Raw genomic sequence first — 17,154 nt, forward strand, 5'->3', positions numbered from 1 at the left:
CCTCCGGCCCGTCCCCTGATTTCCCTGACAGTCGCTGGTCCGCGCGGTTCTCCGCCCATGACACCTCCGCCGCCGCACCGTAGGTCGTCCCGACCCGAACGAAATGCTGCACGCAGGCTATGCCTGTCCTCGGCTCACCGAGCGGGTTTTCGTCACCTTCCCCGGTCCCCGCCGTGCGCGGGGCCCGGGAGCGGGCTTTTGGACACCATGACGAACTTCAGTGCGATTTGGCGAGTTCGCGGCGGTGCCCGCCGTCAGGCGCGGGGTACTGTGCGCGGCACGGTGTACGGTGCGCGGCGCGGGATTCGGCTCAGGCGAACTCGTCCGGGCCGCGGTCCTGGGAGAGCAGCCATTCTCCGTCCACTTTCCGGAAGGAGAAGGAGTGGGAGGAGACCGTGGGAGGATGGCCCTCCTCCGATTCCCCCGCGGCTGTGACCTCCCGTGCGAAGTCGGTCTCTTGAGAGAAATCGATGCTCGCGAAATCGTCCGCGAAGAATTCCACTTCGACATCGAAGAGCCGGGTCTCCGAAGATCTCAGACCTCTGCCCTCGGTCGCCGCCTTCCGCCCTTCCTGAGCGCGCTTCGCGTAGGAGGCCCGCAGTGCACGGGCGGCCTCCTCGGTGGCCTGCCGTGGCCGCGGCGCCAAGGAGTCGCGTCCGACGGCGGTGTTGAGATCGACCCGCTGCTGAATGACGGCGCGGGCGGCGCTCTCCACCGCGCGACGGTCGGCGCGCTCCTGGTACTCGTCCACCCCGATGTACACGGCGAGCGGCGCGGCCACCCCGGCCACCAGCATGCCGATGCCCACGCTCTTCGTGATCCTGGGCCTTCGGTTCCGCATGAGCTTTTCCCCCTTGAGTCGTCCCCCGAAAGCCTACGTCCGCGTGGCGGTCCCTGATCAGTGCGATACCCCGGTGATACCCGGGTGACGTCCGGACGACGGTCTCGTCATGCCCTCGCTGTCATGCTGGCCCGGGGGCGTGTTCTCACAGGACACGGCTGTTCTCTCGGCCCGACTGGCACAGGAAGGCGTGGGGAGGCCCGCTATGCCGTCGTCCAAGGCTCTCGGTACCCGGCCGAAGTCGCCGGATCCCGCCGTACGCGCTCCCCAGAGCCGGGCGGATGCCCGAATTCCGGGGAAGTCCTCCCGTACGGCGGTGTCCAACTCGGCGGTGGCGGCCGCCCTGACGCGTACGCCGGAGGCGGTGGGGGGACCGACGGGTGAACCGGCGGGGGGACCGGCGGCGCGGGGTGGGGGCTCGTCGGCCGCCGCGCAGTCACGGGTGGGCAATGCCGCGGTCGCGGCGGCGGCCCGCCGTACCGCGCCGGACGGACGACGGGCGGCGCGGGCCGACAGCGCATCACCGGGGGCGGGCGCGCCGGCCGCGTCCGAAGGGGCTGCCGCCACTCCCGCCGCCACTCCCGCCGCCGCTGCCGCCGGGGGGAGCGCCGCCACCGGAGGGAGCACCGCCAAACGTCCCGGTCCGCACGCCGATTCGCGGTTCACGGCGCTGAAGAGGGATGTTCAGCGCAAGAAGCGGTCGGTCGCCGCCTCGCACCCGCCGGCGCGGGCGGAGGCGGTGGCGGCGCAGGACGCGGCGGTACCGCCGAAGGACGATCTCCAGGCGCAGGGAAAGACGGCGAACGCGGACCGGATGGACGAGGCGCGCCCCGGCGAGTTCGACAGGGACGCGTTCATCCGGGCGGTGGAGAAGGCCGTCGCGGACAAAGCGCCCAAGAATCTCGACCAGGCGGACAAGTTCGCGGACTCCGGGAAGGCCGACGAGATCCGCGCCGAGGTGCGGGGCGAGGTCGGGGAGGGCAAGTCGGACTCGGCCGAGCAGATCGCGACCACGACCGCCGCTCCGCCCGACACCTCGGCGGCCGTGCCGAAGGAGGTCGTCGCACTGTCGGCGGACCGTCCCCCGGCGGCCCCGGCCGGTCCCGATCCGCGGAGCGCGGTCCCCGGCCGGCTGCCGCCGTCGGCCACGGATCTGTCCGCCGGACCGGCCCGCCTCGACCAGGACCTGGCCGGCGCCCGGCTCACCGAACCCCAGCTGCGCCGTGCGAACGAACCGTCCTTCACCCGGGCGCTGAACCAGAAGAAGACCGCCGAGCGGCACTCCGCCACCGCACCGGGCCGGATGCGCGCGGGCGAGGCCGCCGAGCTGGGGGAAGCCACCGAGCGGGCGCGGGAGCTGGGGACGGCCGCGATGGGGGCGATGGGCACGCGGCGCACGCTGACCGGGCAGCAGGTGGGCACGGGCAAGAAGGGGGCCAAGAGCCGGGACGAGGCCGACCGCGCCGAGGTCACGGCCCGTCTGCACACCGTCTTCGACGTGATGAAGACGGATGTGGAGACCATCCTCAGCGGTCTCGACGCGAAAGTCGGCACAGCGTTCGACACGGGCGAGAAAGCCGCCCGCGAGACCTTCACCGACGAGCACCGGCGGAAGATGGCGGAGTACAAGGACCGCCGGTACTCGGGTCCGGCCGGGGGACTGCGCTGGATCGACGACAAGCTCACAGGGCTGCCCGCCGAGGCAGACAAGATCTTCGACGTGGCCCGGGACGGCTACATCCGCCGCATGCGCCAGGTGATCGGTGACGTCGCCACCCTGATCGGCACGGAGCTGAACCGGGCCAAGCGGCGCATCACGCAGGGCCGGGGTGAGATCCAGGCGGAGGTGAAGCGGCTGCCCGGGCGTCTCCAGGCGATCGGCCGGGAGGCGGCCGCCGAATTCACGGACCGGTTCGACGAGCTGACCCGGACCGTGGACGACAAGGGCACCGATCTCGTCGACACGCTCGCAACCAAGTACACCGACGCGCTGCGGTCGGTGGACGAGGAGGTGGCGGCGGAGAAGGAGAAGAACAAGGGCCTGGTCGACAAGGCCGTCGAGGCGGTCAAGGGCGTCATCGACACCGTCATGGAACTCAAGCGGCTGCTGCTCGGTGTGCTGGCCAAGGCCGCCACGGCGGTGATGCTGATCCTGAAGGACCCCATCGGCTTCCTCCGCAACCTGGTCTCCGCCGTGGGCGCGGGGCTGCGGCTGTTCCTGCGGAACATCGGCCGGCATCTCCAGCAGGGCATCATGTCCTGGCTGCTGGGCCGCGCCGCCGAGGCAGGGCTTCAGATCCCGGCGAAGTTCGACATCCGCGGCATCCTCGCCATGCTCGCCGGTCTCCTCGGTCTGACCTGGCCCAATATCCGCGCCAGGCTCACCCGCCGGGTCCCCGAGAAGGCGGTCGCCGCCGCCGAGACCGCCGTACCGATCGTCGCCGAGGTCCGCAGACGGGGCGTCGACGGCATGTGGGACGACCTCAAGAACCGGGTGGGGGACCTCCGCAAGGACCTCCTGGGCAAGGTCATCGCCTATGTGACCCCGACGATCGTCACGGCCGGGATCGCCTGGATCCTCTCCCTGCTCAACCCCGCGTCGGCCTTCGTCCGCGCGGTCAAACTCATCATCGACGTCGTCACCTTCGTCGTCACCCGCGCCCGGCAGATCATCGACTTCGTCAACGCCGTGCTCGACTCAGTCATCGCGATCGCCAAGGGCGCGTCAGGAGCCGTCCCCGGGCTGGTGGAACGCGCTCTCGCCCGCTCCATTCCCGTCCTGCTCGGCTTCCTCGCCGCCCTCGTCGGCGTCGGCGGCATCGCCAACCGGGTCAAATCAATCGTCCAGGCCATGTCCCGGCCCGTGAACCGTGCCGTCGACCGGGTCATCGACAGAATCGTCGATCTGGTACGGCGGCTCTGGGCCCGCATCCGGCCCCCCGCCGGCCGCAAGGGGCACGGACGCGGCAAAGACACCGACCCCCGCCGTCCTCGCAGGCCCCGCCGCCCCGACCGGCCCGACCGGTCCCGCCCGCGCCCCGGAGCCCGCCGGGACAAACCCACCGGCCGACGCGAGGACGCCAAGGGGCCTGAGCAGGACAGCTCCCCGTGGTGGCGACTGAAGAAGGCCGTCAAGCCACGCGCCACCCCGGCCCACACCCTGGCCTTCCGGGGCAGGGGCCAGTCGGCCGTCCTGGTCATCCGAAGCCAGGAGACCAAGTACCGGACCTATCTGGATCAGCTCCCCGCGCAGACCGAACCCGCCAAGAAGGCGGCCTTCGAACGGGCCAAGGAGCTGCTCACCCGGATCGAAGGGGTGAAGAGCGGTTCCTTGAGTGTCTGGAGGAAGCGGATGACGCTGAAGCCGCTGCTGGAAGGGCTCGCCCAGGCGACCGCCACACTCCTGGAGAAAAGCCCTCTCCCGAAGTCGGTCCCGCCGGTCCACGGACCGCTCAGCAACGGTGGATTCGGCACCTCCGTGACAGCGAACCTGCTCACGAAGGAGGGCATGCCCAAGGGATCGCCGACGAAGTCAGGAACGCAAAAGGGTGAACACTGGGACGACTTGAAGCTCCGCCACGAGCATTCAGGCAGCACCAACCGCTTCTATGCCCTGGGGCACATCCTGAACGAGGATCTCGGCGGCTCCGGAACCGAATGGGAAAATCTCTCTCCACAGTCGTACAGCGGAAATGGCCTGTTCGCCACACCGGAGAACACTGTCAAAGATCTTGTCGAGAGCGGCAAGGGCGTCAGCTACAAGGTGCGAGTGATCTACGGGCGAAAATTTGCCAAGCGGCCTTTCCATGAAAAATGGGAAGAGATGAACGCGATCACCCCCGACAAAGGACTGCAAAAGAAGAAGGATATTCTCACGGCGGAGAATCACGTGTCCACCAGATTCGACTGGGAGTATGCCGTCGTCTTCGAGGACGGCAAGTTCACCCAGACCGGGAAGAAGGACAGAGGTTCCGCGGCCAACGACATCCGCCAGCACCCGGACAACTACCACATCAAAGAGAAGAAAAAGAAAAAGAAGAAGAAGCCCGCCGGCCCCCCGCCGGGCTCCGTTTGAGGTCACCCTCCGGCCAGCAGCGCCTCCAGTGCCTCCCCCGCCGCCGGATGGCGAGCCACCAGCGCGGCACCCGGCGCGGCGGGGGCGGCCGCTGCCCAGGTCCCTTCGCAGCCGAGCCGATCCGCGAGCGCGTCGCATGTCGCGGGGTGGGCCGCGAGCAGCGAATGGCCCGGGGCGACGGCTGGGTGCGGGGTGTGCTCCAGGGGGCCGGGGTGGGGCCGGGCCAGCCAGGGCGGTGTCCAGGTGTCCAGTTCGGCGAGGGTGCCGGGGAAGGTTCGCGCGGCTTCGCGGATCAGCAGGGGGGCCAGCTCGGCGCCGCCCGAGCGCAGGGTGGTGAGCAGGGTCGGGAGCCAGGGCAGGAGCACCGCGTCCGGGAGGCGGGCGAAGGCATTGGACACGGCTTCCACGACGAAGTCGGAGAGGCCGGGGACCGGCTCCAGGGCGTGGAGGAAGCCGCTGAGGTAGCGCGGGTAGGCGGCCACCGTCAGAGGGTTGCCGAGCAGCTCGTCGCACCTGGCCCGGAGATCCTCGCGGCTCAGCCCGCCGAGATGGGTCCGGGCCGCCCACAGCAGCGCCGTCTTGGTGTGGCTCTGGGGGTGGGACTGGGCGAGGGCCAGTTCCAGCTGGGTCCGGTCGCAGCCCAGGGAGAGCGCCAGGCTCTCCATGCTGAAGAGGAAGCCGAGCATCGCGGCCACTTGGCGGACGGTGGCGTCGTCGTCGGTGAACGCGGTCGGCAGGAGGGTGCAGTAGTGGGCGTAGCCGGTCTTGACGAAGGATTCGATCCACGGCGGGAGGACCGGTTCGCTGGTGCGGTAGTACGCGAGCAGCCGCCGTATCCGGTGCAGTACCTCCGGTGCGCCGTCGACGCCGCGTTCGGTCGAGAGGACCTCCAGGGCGCGGTTGCCCAGTTCGTCGGCGAGACGGCGGCCGCCCAGGTGGAGCACCGCGTCCTCGACGGTCTCAAGGACGGTCGCGGCGGTGGCGTCCGGGGCGTGGGCGGTGCGGCGCAGGCGCTGCTCCAGGACTTGTTCGATGCTGACGCCCTCGTACCCCAGCTCGATGAGCGCGCGCTGATGAGTGCCCAGCGCCAGGTCCCAGGACTCCTGGATCGATCGCTCGCCGAGGCTCCGTTCGCCCATGATCGGCCGGGCCGCGCCCTGTGGCAGCAGGCGGCGCAGTATCCAGAGCACGTCGGAGCACTGCTCCAGCTCCGGCCGGCCGGCGATGTCGAGGAGTGCCCGGCGCACCCCGCGCTGCTGGAGCTTCAGGTTCAGGGGGGCGAGCCGGTCGTGCACATCGCGGGCCAGGGGAGGCAGTGCCTCATAGCCGACCTGGCCGGTCCGGTCGCCGCCCATCATGATTTCCACGAGTCGGCGCACATCGCGCCGGCCGGGCACGGTGTCCTTCTCGACGCAGGTGACGGCCGCGTCCTGGAAGTCGTACGGCGTGGGCTTGGCGCGGTCGCGCATCCCGGCCAGCAGGATGGATGTCTCGAACACCGCGATGGCGTCGGCGGTGGAGGCGAGATAGCCGTTGCGGCGGGCGGCTCGCACGATCTCGACCGACCAGCCGAGTAGTTCGGCCTCGTCCAGCCGGTCCAGGGTGGGAGGTTGGCGCAGAAAGCCGGTCAGCTTGTCCGAGGGCGGTACGGCCGGTGCCGGGATCGCCGGGGGCGCGCTCTTGCCCGCCTTCGGTCGTCCGCCGCCCGCCTGGCCGGTCAGTCGGTACGGCTGGACGCGGGTGCGCCTGAGGTTCTTCGCCCAGAGTGTCGCGGCGATCGAGACCGAGCCTGCGGCGAGGCCGAACTGCGCCTCGATCGCGGCGTGGCTTGAGGGGATGAGGCCGTGCCGCCACTGGGTGGCGCTGCGCGGGCCGATCTCGAAGGTGTCGTTCCCGTGGACGCCGAACTCCTCGACCCGGCTGGCCGCGTGGAACGCTCCGCAGACGTAGAGGCAGTCCTCGGGGTCGGTGCCGGTCGCGGCCAGGTGCTCGCGCATCCTGGTCCACATGTGGCGCTCGCGGTCCTCGTCGACCCGGACCCGGCCGGGGTCGCCGGGTGCGAGGCGGCGGAAGAGGCTGCCGATGAGGATCATGACCTGGCGGTAGGTGTCGTGGTCGCTGTCGCCGAGGGGAAGTTCGACGTACTGGTGCCACCACTCCGACCAGTGCCGGACCCGGCCGTGGCGCAGCAGGTGTTCCTCCAGTTCGGCGAAGCGGGGCCGCAGGTCGCCGATCTCCAGGCCGACCGCGTCGCCGTGCGGTGCGGCGGCCTCTCCGGCGGTCGGCGCGTCCGGGTCGGACGAACCGGACACGCCGTCCGGGTCGGACGGGTCGGACGGGTCGGGACGGGCGGCCGTGTCCTCGGAGTGCCTCGCGCGCGGGTCCCACTGGAAGACGTGGTCTGAGGAGCGGTCGACCAGGACGAGTTCGACGCCCGGTGTGTCCAGCGCGTAGGCGATCGCCTGGTACTCGGCCGAGGCCTCGGTGATCGGCGCGACGACCGACAGCGGGGCCCATGCGGCGGGGAAGCCGTCGGTCTCGGTCGCGAAGGCCTGGAGGGCCACCGGGAGTCGGCAGTTGCGCAGTTCGGTCAGGATCGGGGCCATGTCCTCGCACAGCTCCAGATACACCACCTTCGGCTGTTTCTCGCGCAGCCGGCGGGTCATCGCAATGGCCGAGGCGGGCGAGTGGTGGCAGACGGGGAAGATCTCCAGTGGTTCGCGCACGGCGCGGTCGACGTCGTCGACGAGGCCCAGGAGTATGCCCTCCAGGGCTCCGGGCCCGTCGGCGAAGGTCGCGGCGGCCTCCTGGAGCTGTGCGCGCAGCGCTTCGAAGGTCCCTTCGGGGGTGCCGCTCATGACAGGGTGGCGATCGCGTCGCGGCCGCCTTCGAGGAACTCGGGCCAGGGTCCGCCGTCTTCCCTGCTGCGCGGCTCGACGACGCCGTGCAGATACTTGTTGAGGATGGCGAGGTCCTCGGGTTCGCGCCGGGCCAGCGATCCGACGAGCGAGGAGGCCAGTGCGCGGGCGGTCAGCGCGCGCTCGCCGAAGAAGTCGCTGTGGAGTACGGCGTCCTCCAGTACGCCGATCTGCTCGGCGGTGGAGAGGGCCGACTCAAGTTTCTCGTCGTCGCTGCCGGCCGCGGCGGCCGCGGCGCGCAGATCGCCGAAGCTCTGGAGCAGCACGTCGAGCAGGGTGGGAGGCACGTCGAGTTCGAGCTGGTGGCGGCGGAGCAGTTCCTTGGTGCGGAAGCGGACGATCTCCGCTTCGCTCTTCTTGTTCGTCACGACGGGGATGCGGACGAAGTTGAACCGTCGTTTGAGGGCCGAGGAGAGGTCGTTGACGCCCCGGTCTCGGCTGTTGGCGGTGGCGATGACGGAGAAGCCGGGCTGGGCGAAGACGATGCTGTCGCTGTCGAGTTCGGGTACGGAGATGTACTTCTCGGAGAGGATCGAGATCAGCGCGTCCTGGACATCGCTGGTGGAGCGGGTGAGTTCCTCGAAGCGGCCGATCGCGCCGGTCTCCATCGCGGTCATGATCGGCGAGGGGATCATCGACTCGCGCGACTGGCCCTTGGCGATGACCATGGAGACGTTCCAGGAGTATTTGATGTGGTCCTCGGTGGTGCCGGCGGTTCCCTGCACAACCAGTGTGGAGCTGCGGCAGATCGCGGCGGACAGCAGTTCGGCGAGCCAGCTCTTGCCGGTGCCGGGGTCGCCGATGAGGAGCAGGCCCCGGTCGGAGGCGAGTGTGACGATGGAGCGCTCGACGAGGCTGCGGTCGCCGAACCACTTCTGCGGGATCTCCCGCTCCAGGCCGTCGGAGCGCTCGGAGCCCAGGATGAACAGGCGGACCATCTTGGGGGACAGCCGCCAGGAGAAGGGCTTGGGGCTGTCGTCGACGGACTCCAGCCAGTCGAGTTCCTCGGCGTACTTGATCTCGGCGGGGGCGCGCAGCAGGTCGGACATGTGAGGGGCCTTTCTCAGGTGAGGAACGTCTTGAGCTCGTGGACGAGCTTGTGGATGTGGCCGGAGAGCACCGGTGTGCCGAGGTCCTTGAAGCGTTCGCGGAACCAGGGGTTGACGCTGCCGCGTCCGGAGCTGGTCACCGAGCCGACGGGGATGAACTTGGTGCCCGAGCGGTGGATGGCGGCCATGCTCTCGAACAGCGGCTCGGTCCGCCATTCGTAGAAGTCGGATATCCACACCACGACGGTGTCGCGGGGTTCGGAGATCTTGGGCTGGGCCAGGGCCATGGCGACCGTGCCGTCGGTGCCGCCGCCGAGCTTGGTGCGCAGCAGGGTCTCGAAGGGGTCGTGGACCCAGGGTGTGAGGTCGAGCGCCTGGGTGTCGTAGGCGATGAGATGGACGTCGACCTTGGGGAGTCCGGCGAAGATCGACGCGAGGATGGTGCAGTTCACCATGGAGTCGACCATCGAGCCCGACTGGTCCACGACGACGATCAGCCGCTGGGGTGTGGTCTTGCGGGTGGTGTGCCGGTAGTAGAGGCGGTCGACGTAGAGACGCTCCTCCTCCGGGCTCCAGTTGGTGAGGTTCTTCCAGATCGTGCGGTCGAGGTCGAGGTTGCGGAACACCCGTTTGGGCGGGACGGAGCGGTCGATGGCGCCCACCGTCGCCTTCTCCACCTGGGTGCGGAGGACTTCGGCGACCTCGTCGACGAAGCGGCGGATGAGGTTCTTGGCGTTGGCCAGGGCCACGCCCGAGAGGTTGTCCTTGTCCCGGAGGAGCTGCTCGATGAGCGACATGCTCGGGGTGAGCCGTGCGGCGAGCCGGGGGTCGGCCAGTACCTCGCGGAGGTGCATCCGCTTGACGAGTTCCGCCTCGATGGCTCCGAGTTCGGGGCCGATCGCCGGGATCAGCCGGCTGAGGTCGGGGGTCGTGCCGCGGCCGCCGGTGCCGGTCGGGGCGGTGCCCGCTCCGGTGGTGCCGTGGCCTGCGGTCCCCCGTCCGGCTCGGCCGCCGCGCAGTTCGCCGGGGCGGCAGCCGAGCGCGCGCTCCAGCCAGCCCGCGTCGGACTGCCAGCGTGCCAGCTGTCCGGCGGTGACCGTGCCGGTGCCGGAGGTGAACACATTGAGCAGCACCTTGGACACCAGGGCCGCGCGGCGTACTTCGGCGGCCCGGTCCCGGCCGCCGCCGGAGGTCTCAAGGCCGGCCTCGGAGTCGGACTCGGGCACCATCAGGGAGTCGAATTCGGATGCCAGCTCGGGGTGGCGCTGGACGATCGAGTCGACGGACGCCTGGGGGTCCAGGAGGGCCGGAGGCAGACCGATGTCCTCGACGACGGCGAGGCTCGCCGATTCCAGGGTCGCCTGCTCCTCGGGGTCGAAGAGCCGGGCGAGGAGCCGCCAGTAGAGCACCTGTCGGCGGCTGTCGTGGGGGTCCGGCGCAGAAAGGTCCGACGCGGGGCTGTCCGGCAGAGGACGGTCTGTACGGTCTGTCATGTGGTGGTCCGTCATTTTCGCAGCAGCCTCCCGGCCCGCTCCCGCAGCGCGGCCAGGGCGTCGGTGGCGGCTTTCTCGGCGCGGACGCCCGCCTTGTCGGCCGTGCCGCCCGCCCAGGCTCCGGCGTGGACGGCGACGGCCTTCTTCCGTACGATCGTCTCGACGGCCAGCGGCTGGACGCGGTACGCGCCCGCGTCCCAGCGGAGCAGCCCGATGCACGCGGCGGATCCCGCGATCGCCTGGGGAGTGAGCGGTCCGGCGGCCGGGACCCGGTCGGCGTCGACCGCGAGCGGGTGTCCGGCGACGGTGAACGTCAGCGCGCCGTCGTCCTTCCGGACGGTGTAGCCCTCCAGGAACACGGGGACGGCGATGCGCGCCGGGTGCCGGTCCAGCGGTGCGGTCGCCGGGTCGGCGGCGGTGGCCAGGGCGACGCGGGCCGTGGCGAAGGGGTCGGCGGGCTCGCCCGGGCGGGCGTGCTCGTCGCTCCAGATCAGGTCGCCCCCGGCGAGGGGCATGTCGGCGAGATCCATCGAGCGGCCCTCGCCCAGCGCCGTCAGAAGCGACATGTGGGGGCGGAGCAGCTGCCAGAGGCCCGCTCCGACGACCGTGTCGGGCTTGGGGGCCGACACACTGGCGCGCACCAGGCGCGGCGCGGAGCCGTCGGCGGGTTCGAACACCGCGTGGACCTGTGCCTGTACGGCGGTCGCGTGTTCCTGGAGGTCGACGCCGAGGGGCAGCAGACGGCCGGTGGCCGTCTCGGCGGTGGGCGTGCCGGACGCTCCGGGCAGTGTCAGCAGCATGGCGCGCGTCCACAGATCGGCCCAGCGGCGGGCCGGGACACGGGCCAGGCTCGCGCCCGGGCAGGACGCGGCGAGTTCGGCGGCGAAGCCGTCGAGGAGTGTCGCCGGGCGGCGCAGGGCCGGGTCGGCGAGCATCGCGGAGACGATCCGCGCCGCCCCCGCGACCACGTCGTGGTCGATGCCCCGCCAGCCCCGGCGCGCCAGGTCGCAGAGCCAGGAGCGGGCGGCGGTGTGCAGATTGGCCGCCTGCCGCTCGCCGTGTGCCGGGGCGCTCTCCTCGCCCCGGGGACGGCCGGTGGCCTCCTCGACGCGGGCCGTCAGCGCGTCGTGGGCGGAGCCGAGCAGTGCGGCGCGGGCGGCGGCGAGCGCGAGGAAGTGGTCCTCCGTCGCGGCTCCGGCGACCGCCTTGCCGGCCGCCTCGGCGACCCTGGCGGCCAGCGGTGTGCCCGCGACGGCGTGGGCGAGCCCGGTCAGGCCCTCGGCCCGGTCGGGCCGGGGGCGGAGCAGCCCCGCCTCAAGGGCCAGGTCGAAGGCGTCGACGGCCGCCAGGGTCTCATCGAGCCCGTCGATGGTCGCGGTGAGTGAGTCGGCGCGCATCAGGCCGCCGCCCCCGCCGAGGGGAACCACTGCATCTCCGGCAGCGGTTCGGTGCTCGGCGCGAGCTCCAGATACGCCAGGTGGCGCAGGAATCTGCTGAAGACGGGGGCGGCGGCCGCGGTGTCTCCCTGCGGCGGGCGGGCGGCGCTCATGACGGCGGTGATGCTCTGCGCGGTCGGCTCGCCGTCCGGGGCGGCGGCCTCGGTCTCGGCCTTCAGACAGCGGGCGACGCGCTCGGCTCCGTACTGGAGGACCGCTTCGCCGATCAGGGCCCGGATGTGATTGCAGAACGCTCCTCGCGCACCGCCGCAGGGCCGGTTGTTGTTGGTGCTGCACGCGAAGGTGTAGCTGCCCGCGGCGACCGACGAGACATAGACCCGCCCGATGTCCGAGCCGCTGGACACCACTCCCTGCAACCGTCCGTCGGCGAGCTCCACGAAGGGGACCTTCGCGAGCTTGCGCGGCCGCGCGGGTGCCGTCACCCGTGCCGTGCTGGACCTCTCCCAGTCAGACAACGCACCATCTCCTCTGCAGCCCAAGGGGATGTCCGCGCCATGGCGGCGGGGACATGAACGAACTTAACGGCGACCACTGACAACGCCCCTGGAGCCGCTCGGCGAAGGCCGCCAGGGCGGCGAACGGCCCGGTCGGCGAACAGGCCGGTCGGCGAACGGCCCGGTCGGCGGACCACAGCAGGCACTCAGGCATCACCAGACATCGGATGAGTACGAACACCCATGCGCACCGTCCACACCGGTTCATAGCCTTCCGGGCATGAAGAGTCAGAGCGCCTTCGACAGCGGTTCCCCGTGCGTCCCGTGCGTCCCGCGTGCTCCGCGTGTCCCGCGTGTCCCGCGTGTCGGCATCACCGGAGTGGGCGCCTTCCTGCCCGAGCGGGTCGTGGAGTCGGAGCGGCTGCGCCGACACGTGTCCCGGAGCAGCGGACTGCCGCTGCCGGAGGGGCTGTTCGAGCGGGTCACCGGAATCGTCACCCGCCGCGCGGCGGGGCCGGGCGAGTACGCCTCGACCCTGGCGGTGGCCGCCGCCCGCACCGCGCTGGAGCGGGCCGGGCTGGACCCGCTGGACATCGATCTGCTGGTGTTCGCCTCCGCGAGCCGCGACATGGTGGAGCCCGCGACCGCGCACATCGTGCAGGCGGAGCTGGGCTCCCGGGCGCACGCCCTGGATGTGACCAACGCCTGCAACAGCTTCGTCAACGGCATCGACACCGCGCGGGCGATGATCCTCGCCGGCCGTGCCCGGCGCGCCCTGGTCGTCACCGGGGAGACCCCGAGCCGCGCCGTACGCCACGACCCCGCCGATCCGGCCGCCTTCCGCGCCGGCTTCGCCGGGTACACCTTCGGCGACGCGGGCGCGGCGGTCGTCCTGGAGCCGGTGGAGCGCGGCGGGATCCTCGACGTGGACGGCGAGACGTTCTCCGAGCACTGGCGGGCCGGGGGCATACCCGGCGGTGGTTCGCGCCGCCCGCGCGGGGACGAGCACACCTACTTCCGGGGGGACGGGAGCGAGCTGCGCGAGGTGTTCGAGAAGGTGGGCGCCTCGGTGCTGGACCGGGTGCGGCACCGGACCGGAACGGAGTGGACGGACTTCCGGCACATCCTGGTGCATCAGGTCACGGTGCCGTACCTGGAACGGTTCACGGAGGTCACCGGCGTACCCGGGGACCGCCTCGTGGTCACCGTCCCCGAGCTGGGCAATGTCGCCAGCGCGAGCATCGGGATACAGCTCGACCGGATCCACGGCGGGCTGCGCCCCGGCGACCGGGTGCTGTTCGTCGGTCTGGGCGGCGGCGTCAGCATCATGACGATGGTCTGGGAGCAGGCGTGAGCGCGCTGTGGGTGGTGGTCCCCGCCCACCAGGAGGCCGCGCGCATCGGCGACACCCTCGGCGTACTCGCCGCGCAGACGGACCAGGACTTCACGCTCGTGGTGGTGGACAACGCGTCCACCGACGCGACCGCCGAGACGGCCCGCCGCTTCGCCGCCACCGCCCCCTTCCCCGTGCATGTCCTCAGCGAGCCGGAGAAGGGGGTGGGCTGCGCGGTGGACACCGGATTCCGGTACGCGATCGGGCGCGGGGCGACGCTGCTCGCCCGCACCGACGCGGACTGTCTGCCGCGCCCCGGCTGGACGGGCGCCGCACGGGCCGCGCTGGAGCGGGGCGCGGGCCTGGTGTGCGGGCGGATCGACGCGCGCCGCGACGAACACGGCCCGGCAGGCCGGGCGGCGTTCCGGTTCCTGGTGCGCGTCGCCGCGTTCTTCGGCCGGATACGTCCGGCGCACCGGCTGCGGCACGGCTATCTCGCCCCGTACCGGATGCACGCGGGCAACAACATGGCCATCACGGCCGAGCTGTACCAGCGGGTCGGCGGAATGCCGCGCCGCCCCTCCCCCACCGACCGGCTGTTCCTCAACCGGGTGCGCCGTCACACCACCGCCGTCGTCCACGCGCGCGACATGGTCGTGGAGAACTCCACCCGCCGGCTGCGCGCCTACGGACTCGTCGGAACCGCCCGCTGGTACCTCGACCGGGGTCCCGGCCGTCATGGACAGGACCCGCGCTGATGCTCGACGCCCTCGCCCGCGCCCTGCGGGCCGATCCCGGCGGACCCGCCGTTCTGGGCGCCACCCGTACCGGGGCGGTACGGGTCAGGGCGAGCCGCGGCGAGCTGGCCGACCTCGCCGACCGGTACACCGGGGCCCTGCACGCGCGGGGCGTCGGGCGCGGCGGCACGGTGGGCGTCGCGGTGCGCCCCGGGCCCCGGGCGCTGGCGGTGCTGCTCGCCGTACACCGGCTGGGGGCGCGCGCCGCCGTGCTCGACCCCGGCGCGGGGCCCGATGTGCTGCGCGCCCGGCTCGCGCTGGCCCGCCCCGATCTCGTACTCGCGGACGCCTCCGCGCAGGCCGTCGCGGGCTGGGCCCGGCCGCTGGCCCGCCGGGCCCGGCTCGCGCTGCCCGAGCTGGCGGAGCTGGGTCCGGTGGCCACGGTCGGCCGCCGGCTGCCCGGTTGCGCGCCCGCGCTGGACACCGGCGGCGGTACGGCCGTACTGCCGCGCCCGGTGGACGGGGACGGCGACGCGGTCATCGTCTTCACCTCCGGGACCACCGCCCGGCCCCGCGCGGTGGTGCACACCCGCTCCTCGCTCGCGGCCGGGATGGCGACGGTGGCCGAGCTGGTGCGGCCCGAGCCCGGCGGACCCGTGCTCGGCGGGACGTTCTTCGTACTCGTACCGTCCCTGGCGAGCGGCGCGCCGGTGGCGCTGCCCGCCCGCTCCCCCCGGGTACTGGCCCGGCAGCTTCGCCGACTGGGGCCCCGGTCCACCTATCTGACACCACCTCAGCTACGGGCCGCACTCGCGGCGGGAGCGCGGTTCACCGGGCGGGTGTGGACCGGTTCCGCCCCGGCGAGCGCCGATCTGCTCACGAGGGTGAGGGCGGCCGGGGCCGAGGAGGCGTGGGGGGTGTACGCGCTGACGGAGCTGTTCCCGGCGGCGGCCGTGGAGGCGGCGGAGAAGGCGGCGTTCAGCGGTGACGGCGATCTGGTCGGCGCACCGCTGCCGGGGGTGAGCGCCGAGGTCGGCGCGGGGAGCGAACTGCTGCTGTCGGGGCCGGCCGCCCGGGACCGCTACCTCGGCCAGCTCCCCCGGCCCTGGGTCGCCACCGGCGACCGGGCCAGGATCGAGGACGGCCGCATCGTGCTGGCGGGCCGGTGCAAGGACATGGTGCTGCGGGGCGCGGAGAACATCTACCCGGGGCTGTACGAACCCGCGCTCCATGTGCCCGGTGTGGAGCTGGCCCTGCTGGTCGGCGTACCGGCGGGCGACGGCGACGAGCGGCTGGCGGCCGTCGTCCAGCCCGCCCCCGGGACCGACCCCGCCCGGCTGCGCGCCGCACTGGAAGAGCCGCTGGGCCGGATGGGCTCCGCCCGCCCGGACGCCGTGGTCCTGGCGGACATCCCGCTCTCCGGCCGCTCCCGCAAGCCCGACCGCGCGGCCACCGCCCGGCTCGCCGCCGCCCGTATGAGTAAGGGAAGGGCCGGTACATGACCCTGTGGACAGTGGTGCCCGCCTTGAACGAGGAGGCCTCCATCGGCGGCACCCTGGCCGCCCTCGCCGCCCAGAGCGACACCGATTTCACCCTGGTCGTCGTCGACAACGCCTCCACCGACGCCACCGCCGAAACAGTCCGCCGCTTCGCCGCCACCGCCCCCTTCCCCGTCCATCTCGTCCACGAGCCCCGGCCGGGCGCGGGCTCCGCCGCCGACACCGGATTCCGTTACGCCATCGGCCACGGCGCGGTCCTGCTGACGCGCACCGACGCCGACTGTCTGCCCGCCCGCGACTGGATCGCCGCCGCCAGGGCCGAGTTCGCGCGCGGTACGGAGATGGCCTGCGGGCGCAGCGTGCCGCGCCCCGACGAGTCCCCGTCGTTCGCCGAACGGGTGCTGCTGCCCGCCGTGGTACGGACGACCGCGCTGTACGGGCGCTTCCGCGCCGCGCACCGCGACCCGCGCTACCTGGCGCCGTACGTCCTGTGCCACGGGCACAACATCGCCCTCACCGCCGAGCTGTATCTGCGGTGCGGCGGCGCGCCCCGGATCCCGCTCGCGGGCCCGCCCGAGGATGTCGTCCTGCTCAACCGGGCGCGGGAGCACAGCGCGCGGATCGTCCGCGCCGAGCGGATGGTGGTGGGCGCCAGTCTGCGGCGGCTGCGCGCGTGGGGTGCCCGACGGACCCTGCTGTGGTGCTGGGACCGACGTTACCGACCGGCCGACGAGAGACAGGCGCATGTGCGATGAGCAGTGACCCGAGACCGTCCCTCCGCGCGGCGCGCCGCCGTGACCGGCGGGTCTACACCCGTTCCCATCCGCTGCTCTTCGCCCTGCTCGCGGCGGTCCGCGGGCGGCCGGTGGTCCGGCTGGGCCGGGCGGTCCTGGTGAACGGGTCCGGTGCGTACCGCCATGCCCTCACCCGGATTCCGCTGGACCGGACGGCGGCCGGGACCACCGGCGGCGCGGCCCGTGAACTCTCGGGTGGCGGGCTGCTCTTCGACCAGGAGGGCGCGGAGCACCGCGGCACCCGCCGGGGGCTGGCGGACGGCCTGGGCGCGGCCGGGGTGGAACGGCTGCGCCCGGTGTGGCGGGAGGTGCTGGTGCGTCGGCTGGCCCCGCTCGGGGCGGGCGGCGAGGTCGATCTCGTCCCGCTGGCGCGGGAGCTGGCCGGGGCGAGCGTCCGCGCCCTGCTGGGCACGGAGGCGGGCGCGTGCGCCCTCGCATCGGGCGGCGCCCCCGCGGCCGCGGCGGGCCGCCCCGCCGCTCTGCCCGGGCCCCCCCCGGCGGGGGCGGGGCGGGGGGGGCGCCCC

The 17,154-nt window shown here is 72.5% G+C and carries 11 protein-coding genes and 1 pseudogene; 6 read left to right on the forward strand and 6 right to left on the reverse strand.

All coding sequences use genetic code 11. The features are described from left to right. Positions 1 to 310 precede the first annotated feature (310 nt). Positions 311 to 841, reverse strand: a complete 531-nt coding sequence (locus tag IE247_RS32920; protein ID WP_190127032.1) for a hypothetical protein — start codon at positions 839 to 841, stop codon at positions 311 to 313. Between the two features lie 316 nt (positions 842 to 1,157). Here IE247_RS32920 and IE247_RS32925 point away from each other — a divergent pair, with 316 nt between their 5' ends. Next, positions 1,158 to 4,916 (forward strand): phage tail protein, encoded by a 3,759-nt coding sequence (locus tag IE247_RS32925; RefSeq protein WP_190127033.1) that lies wholly within the window; start codon positions 1,158 to 1,160, stop codon positions 4,914 to 4,916. Between the two features lie 2 nt (positions 4,917 to 4,918). On the opposite strand, the gene IE247_RS32930 is transcribed toward IE247_RS32925, so the two are convergent. Genes IE247_RS32930 through IE247_RS32950 form a run of 5 tightly spaced genes read right to left on the reverse strand, consistent with a single transcriptional unit; the run spans position 4,919 to position 12,288 of the window. Further along, complete coding sequence (locus IE247_RS32930) at positions 4,919 to 7,774, reverse strand: DUF5682 family protein (RefSeq protein ID WP_190127034.1); 2,856 nt, start codon at positions 7,772 to 7,774, stop codon at positions 4,919 to 4,921. Beyond that, positions 7,771 to 8,883, reverse strand: a complete 1,113-nt coding sequence (locus IE247_RS32935; RefSeq protein ID WP_190127035.1) for an ATP-binding protein — start codon at positions 8,881 to 8,883, stop codon at positions 7,771 to 7,773. The genes IE247_RS32930 and IE247_RS32935 overlap by 4 nt, the downstream gene beginning before the upstream one ends. Positions 8,884 to 8,897: 14 nt before the next feature. After that, positions 8,898 to 10,376 carry a vWA domain-containing protein gene (locus tag IE247_RS32940; RefSeq protein WP_190127036.1) on the reverse strand — a complete coding sequence of 493 codons (1,479 nt, stop codon included), beginning with the start codon at positions 10,374 to 10,376 and terminating at the stop codon, positions 8,898 to 8,900. An 11-nt stretch (positions 10,377 to 10,387) separates the two neighbouring features. Then, positions 10,388 to 11,803 (reverse strand): hypothetical protein, encoded by a 1,416-nt coding sequence (locus IE247_RS32945; protein ID WP_190127037.1) that lies wholly within the window; start codon positions 11,801 to 11,803, stop codon positions 10,388 to 10,390. After that, complete coding sequence (locus IE247_RS32950; RefSeq protein ID WP_190127038.1) at positions 11,773 to 12,288, reverse strand: hypothetical protein; 516 nt, start codon at positions 12,286 to 12,288, stop codon at positions 11,773 to 11,775. Before IE247_RS32950 ends, IE247_RS32945 begins: the two co-directional genes overlap by 31 nt. Positions 12,289 to 12,547: 259 nt before the next feature. On the opposite strand from IE247_RS32950, the gene IE247_RS32955 reads away from it, so the two are divergent. From IE247_RS32955 to IE247_RS32975, 5 genes and pseudogenes are all read left to right on the forward strand, one after another. Continuing rightward, on the forward strand, positions 12,548 to 13,621 hold the full coding sequence (locus tag IE247_RS32955) for a 3-oxoacyl-ACP synthase III family protein (protein ID WP_190127039.1): 1,074 nt from the start codon (positions 12,548 to 12,550) through the stop codon (positions 13,619 to 13,621). Beyond that, positions 13,618 to 14,358, forward strand: a complete 741-nt coding sequence (locus IE247_RS32960) for a glycosyltransferase family A protein (RefSeq protein ID WP_229869513.1) — start codon at positions 13,618 to 13,620, stop codon at positions 14,356 to 14,358. The genes IE247_RS32955 and IE247_RS32960 overlap by 4 nt, the downstream gene beginning before the upstream one ends. Further along, the gene (locus IE247_RS32965; protein ID WP_190127040.1) at positions 14,358 to 15,839 is read left to right on the forward strand and encodes an AMP-binding protein; all 1,482 of its coding nucleotides are present in this window, start codon (positions 14,358 to 14,360) and stop codon (positions 15,837 to 15,839) included. The genes IE247_RS32960 and IE247_RS32965 overlap by 1 nt, the downstream gene beginning before the upstream one ends. Beyond that, entirely contained in the window at positions 15,836 to 16,591 is a 756-nt protein-coding gene (locus tag IE247_RS32970) for a glycosyltransferase family 2 protein (protein WP_190127041.1), read from the forward strand. The genes IE247_RS32965 and IE247_RS32970 overlap by 4 nt, the downstream gene beginning before the upstream one ends. Then, a pseudogene (locus tag IE247_RS32975) lies at positions 16,588 to 17,154 on the forward strand (cytochrome P450); the annotation flags it as partial. The gene IE247_RS32970 and the pseudogene IE247_RS32975, both read left to right, overlap by 4 nt.

This window comes from Streptomyces inusitatus, assembly GCF_014651115.1.
Classification (GTDB): domain Bacteria; phylum Actinomycetota; class Actinomycetes; order Streptomycetales; family Streptomycetaceae; genus Streptomyces; species Streptomyces amakusaensis.

What these genes read in the sequence shown, in the direction of transcription:
- IE247_RS32965 (WP_190127040.1), top strand. Translation starts at nt 14,358, where the DNA reads ATGCTCGACGCCCTCGCCCGCGCCCTGCGGGCCGATCCCGGCGGACCC.
- IE247_RS32935 (WP_190127035.1), bottom strand. Translation starts at nt 8,883, where the DNA reads ATGTCCGACCTGCTGCGCGCCCCCGCCGAGATCAAGTACGCCGAGGAA.
- IE247_RS32940 (WP_190127036.1), bottom strand. Translation starts at nt 10,376, where the DNA reads ATGACAGACCGTACAGACCGTCCTCTGCCGGACAGCCCCGCGTCGGAC.
- IE247_RS32920 (WP_190127032.1), bottom strand. Translation starts at nt 841, where the DNA reads ATGCGGAACCGAAGGCCCAGGATCACGAAGAGCGTGGGCATCGGCATG.
- IE247_RS32970 (WP_190127041.1), top strand. Translation starts at nt 15,836, where the DNA reads ATGACCCTGTGGACAGTGGTGCCCGCCTTGAACGAGGAGGCCTCCATC.
- IE247_RS32930 (WP_190127034.1), bottom strand. Translation starts at nt 7,774, where the DNA reads ATGAGCGGCACCCCCGAAGGGACCTTCGAAGCGCTGCGCGCACAGCTC.
- IE247_RS32955 (WP_190127039.1), top strand. Translation starts at nt 12,548, where the DNA reads ATGAAGAGTCAGAGCGCCTTCGACAGCGGTTCCCCGTGCGTCCCGTGC.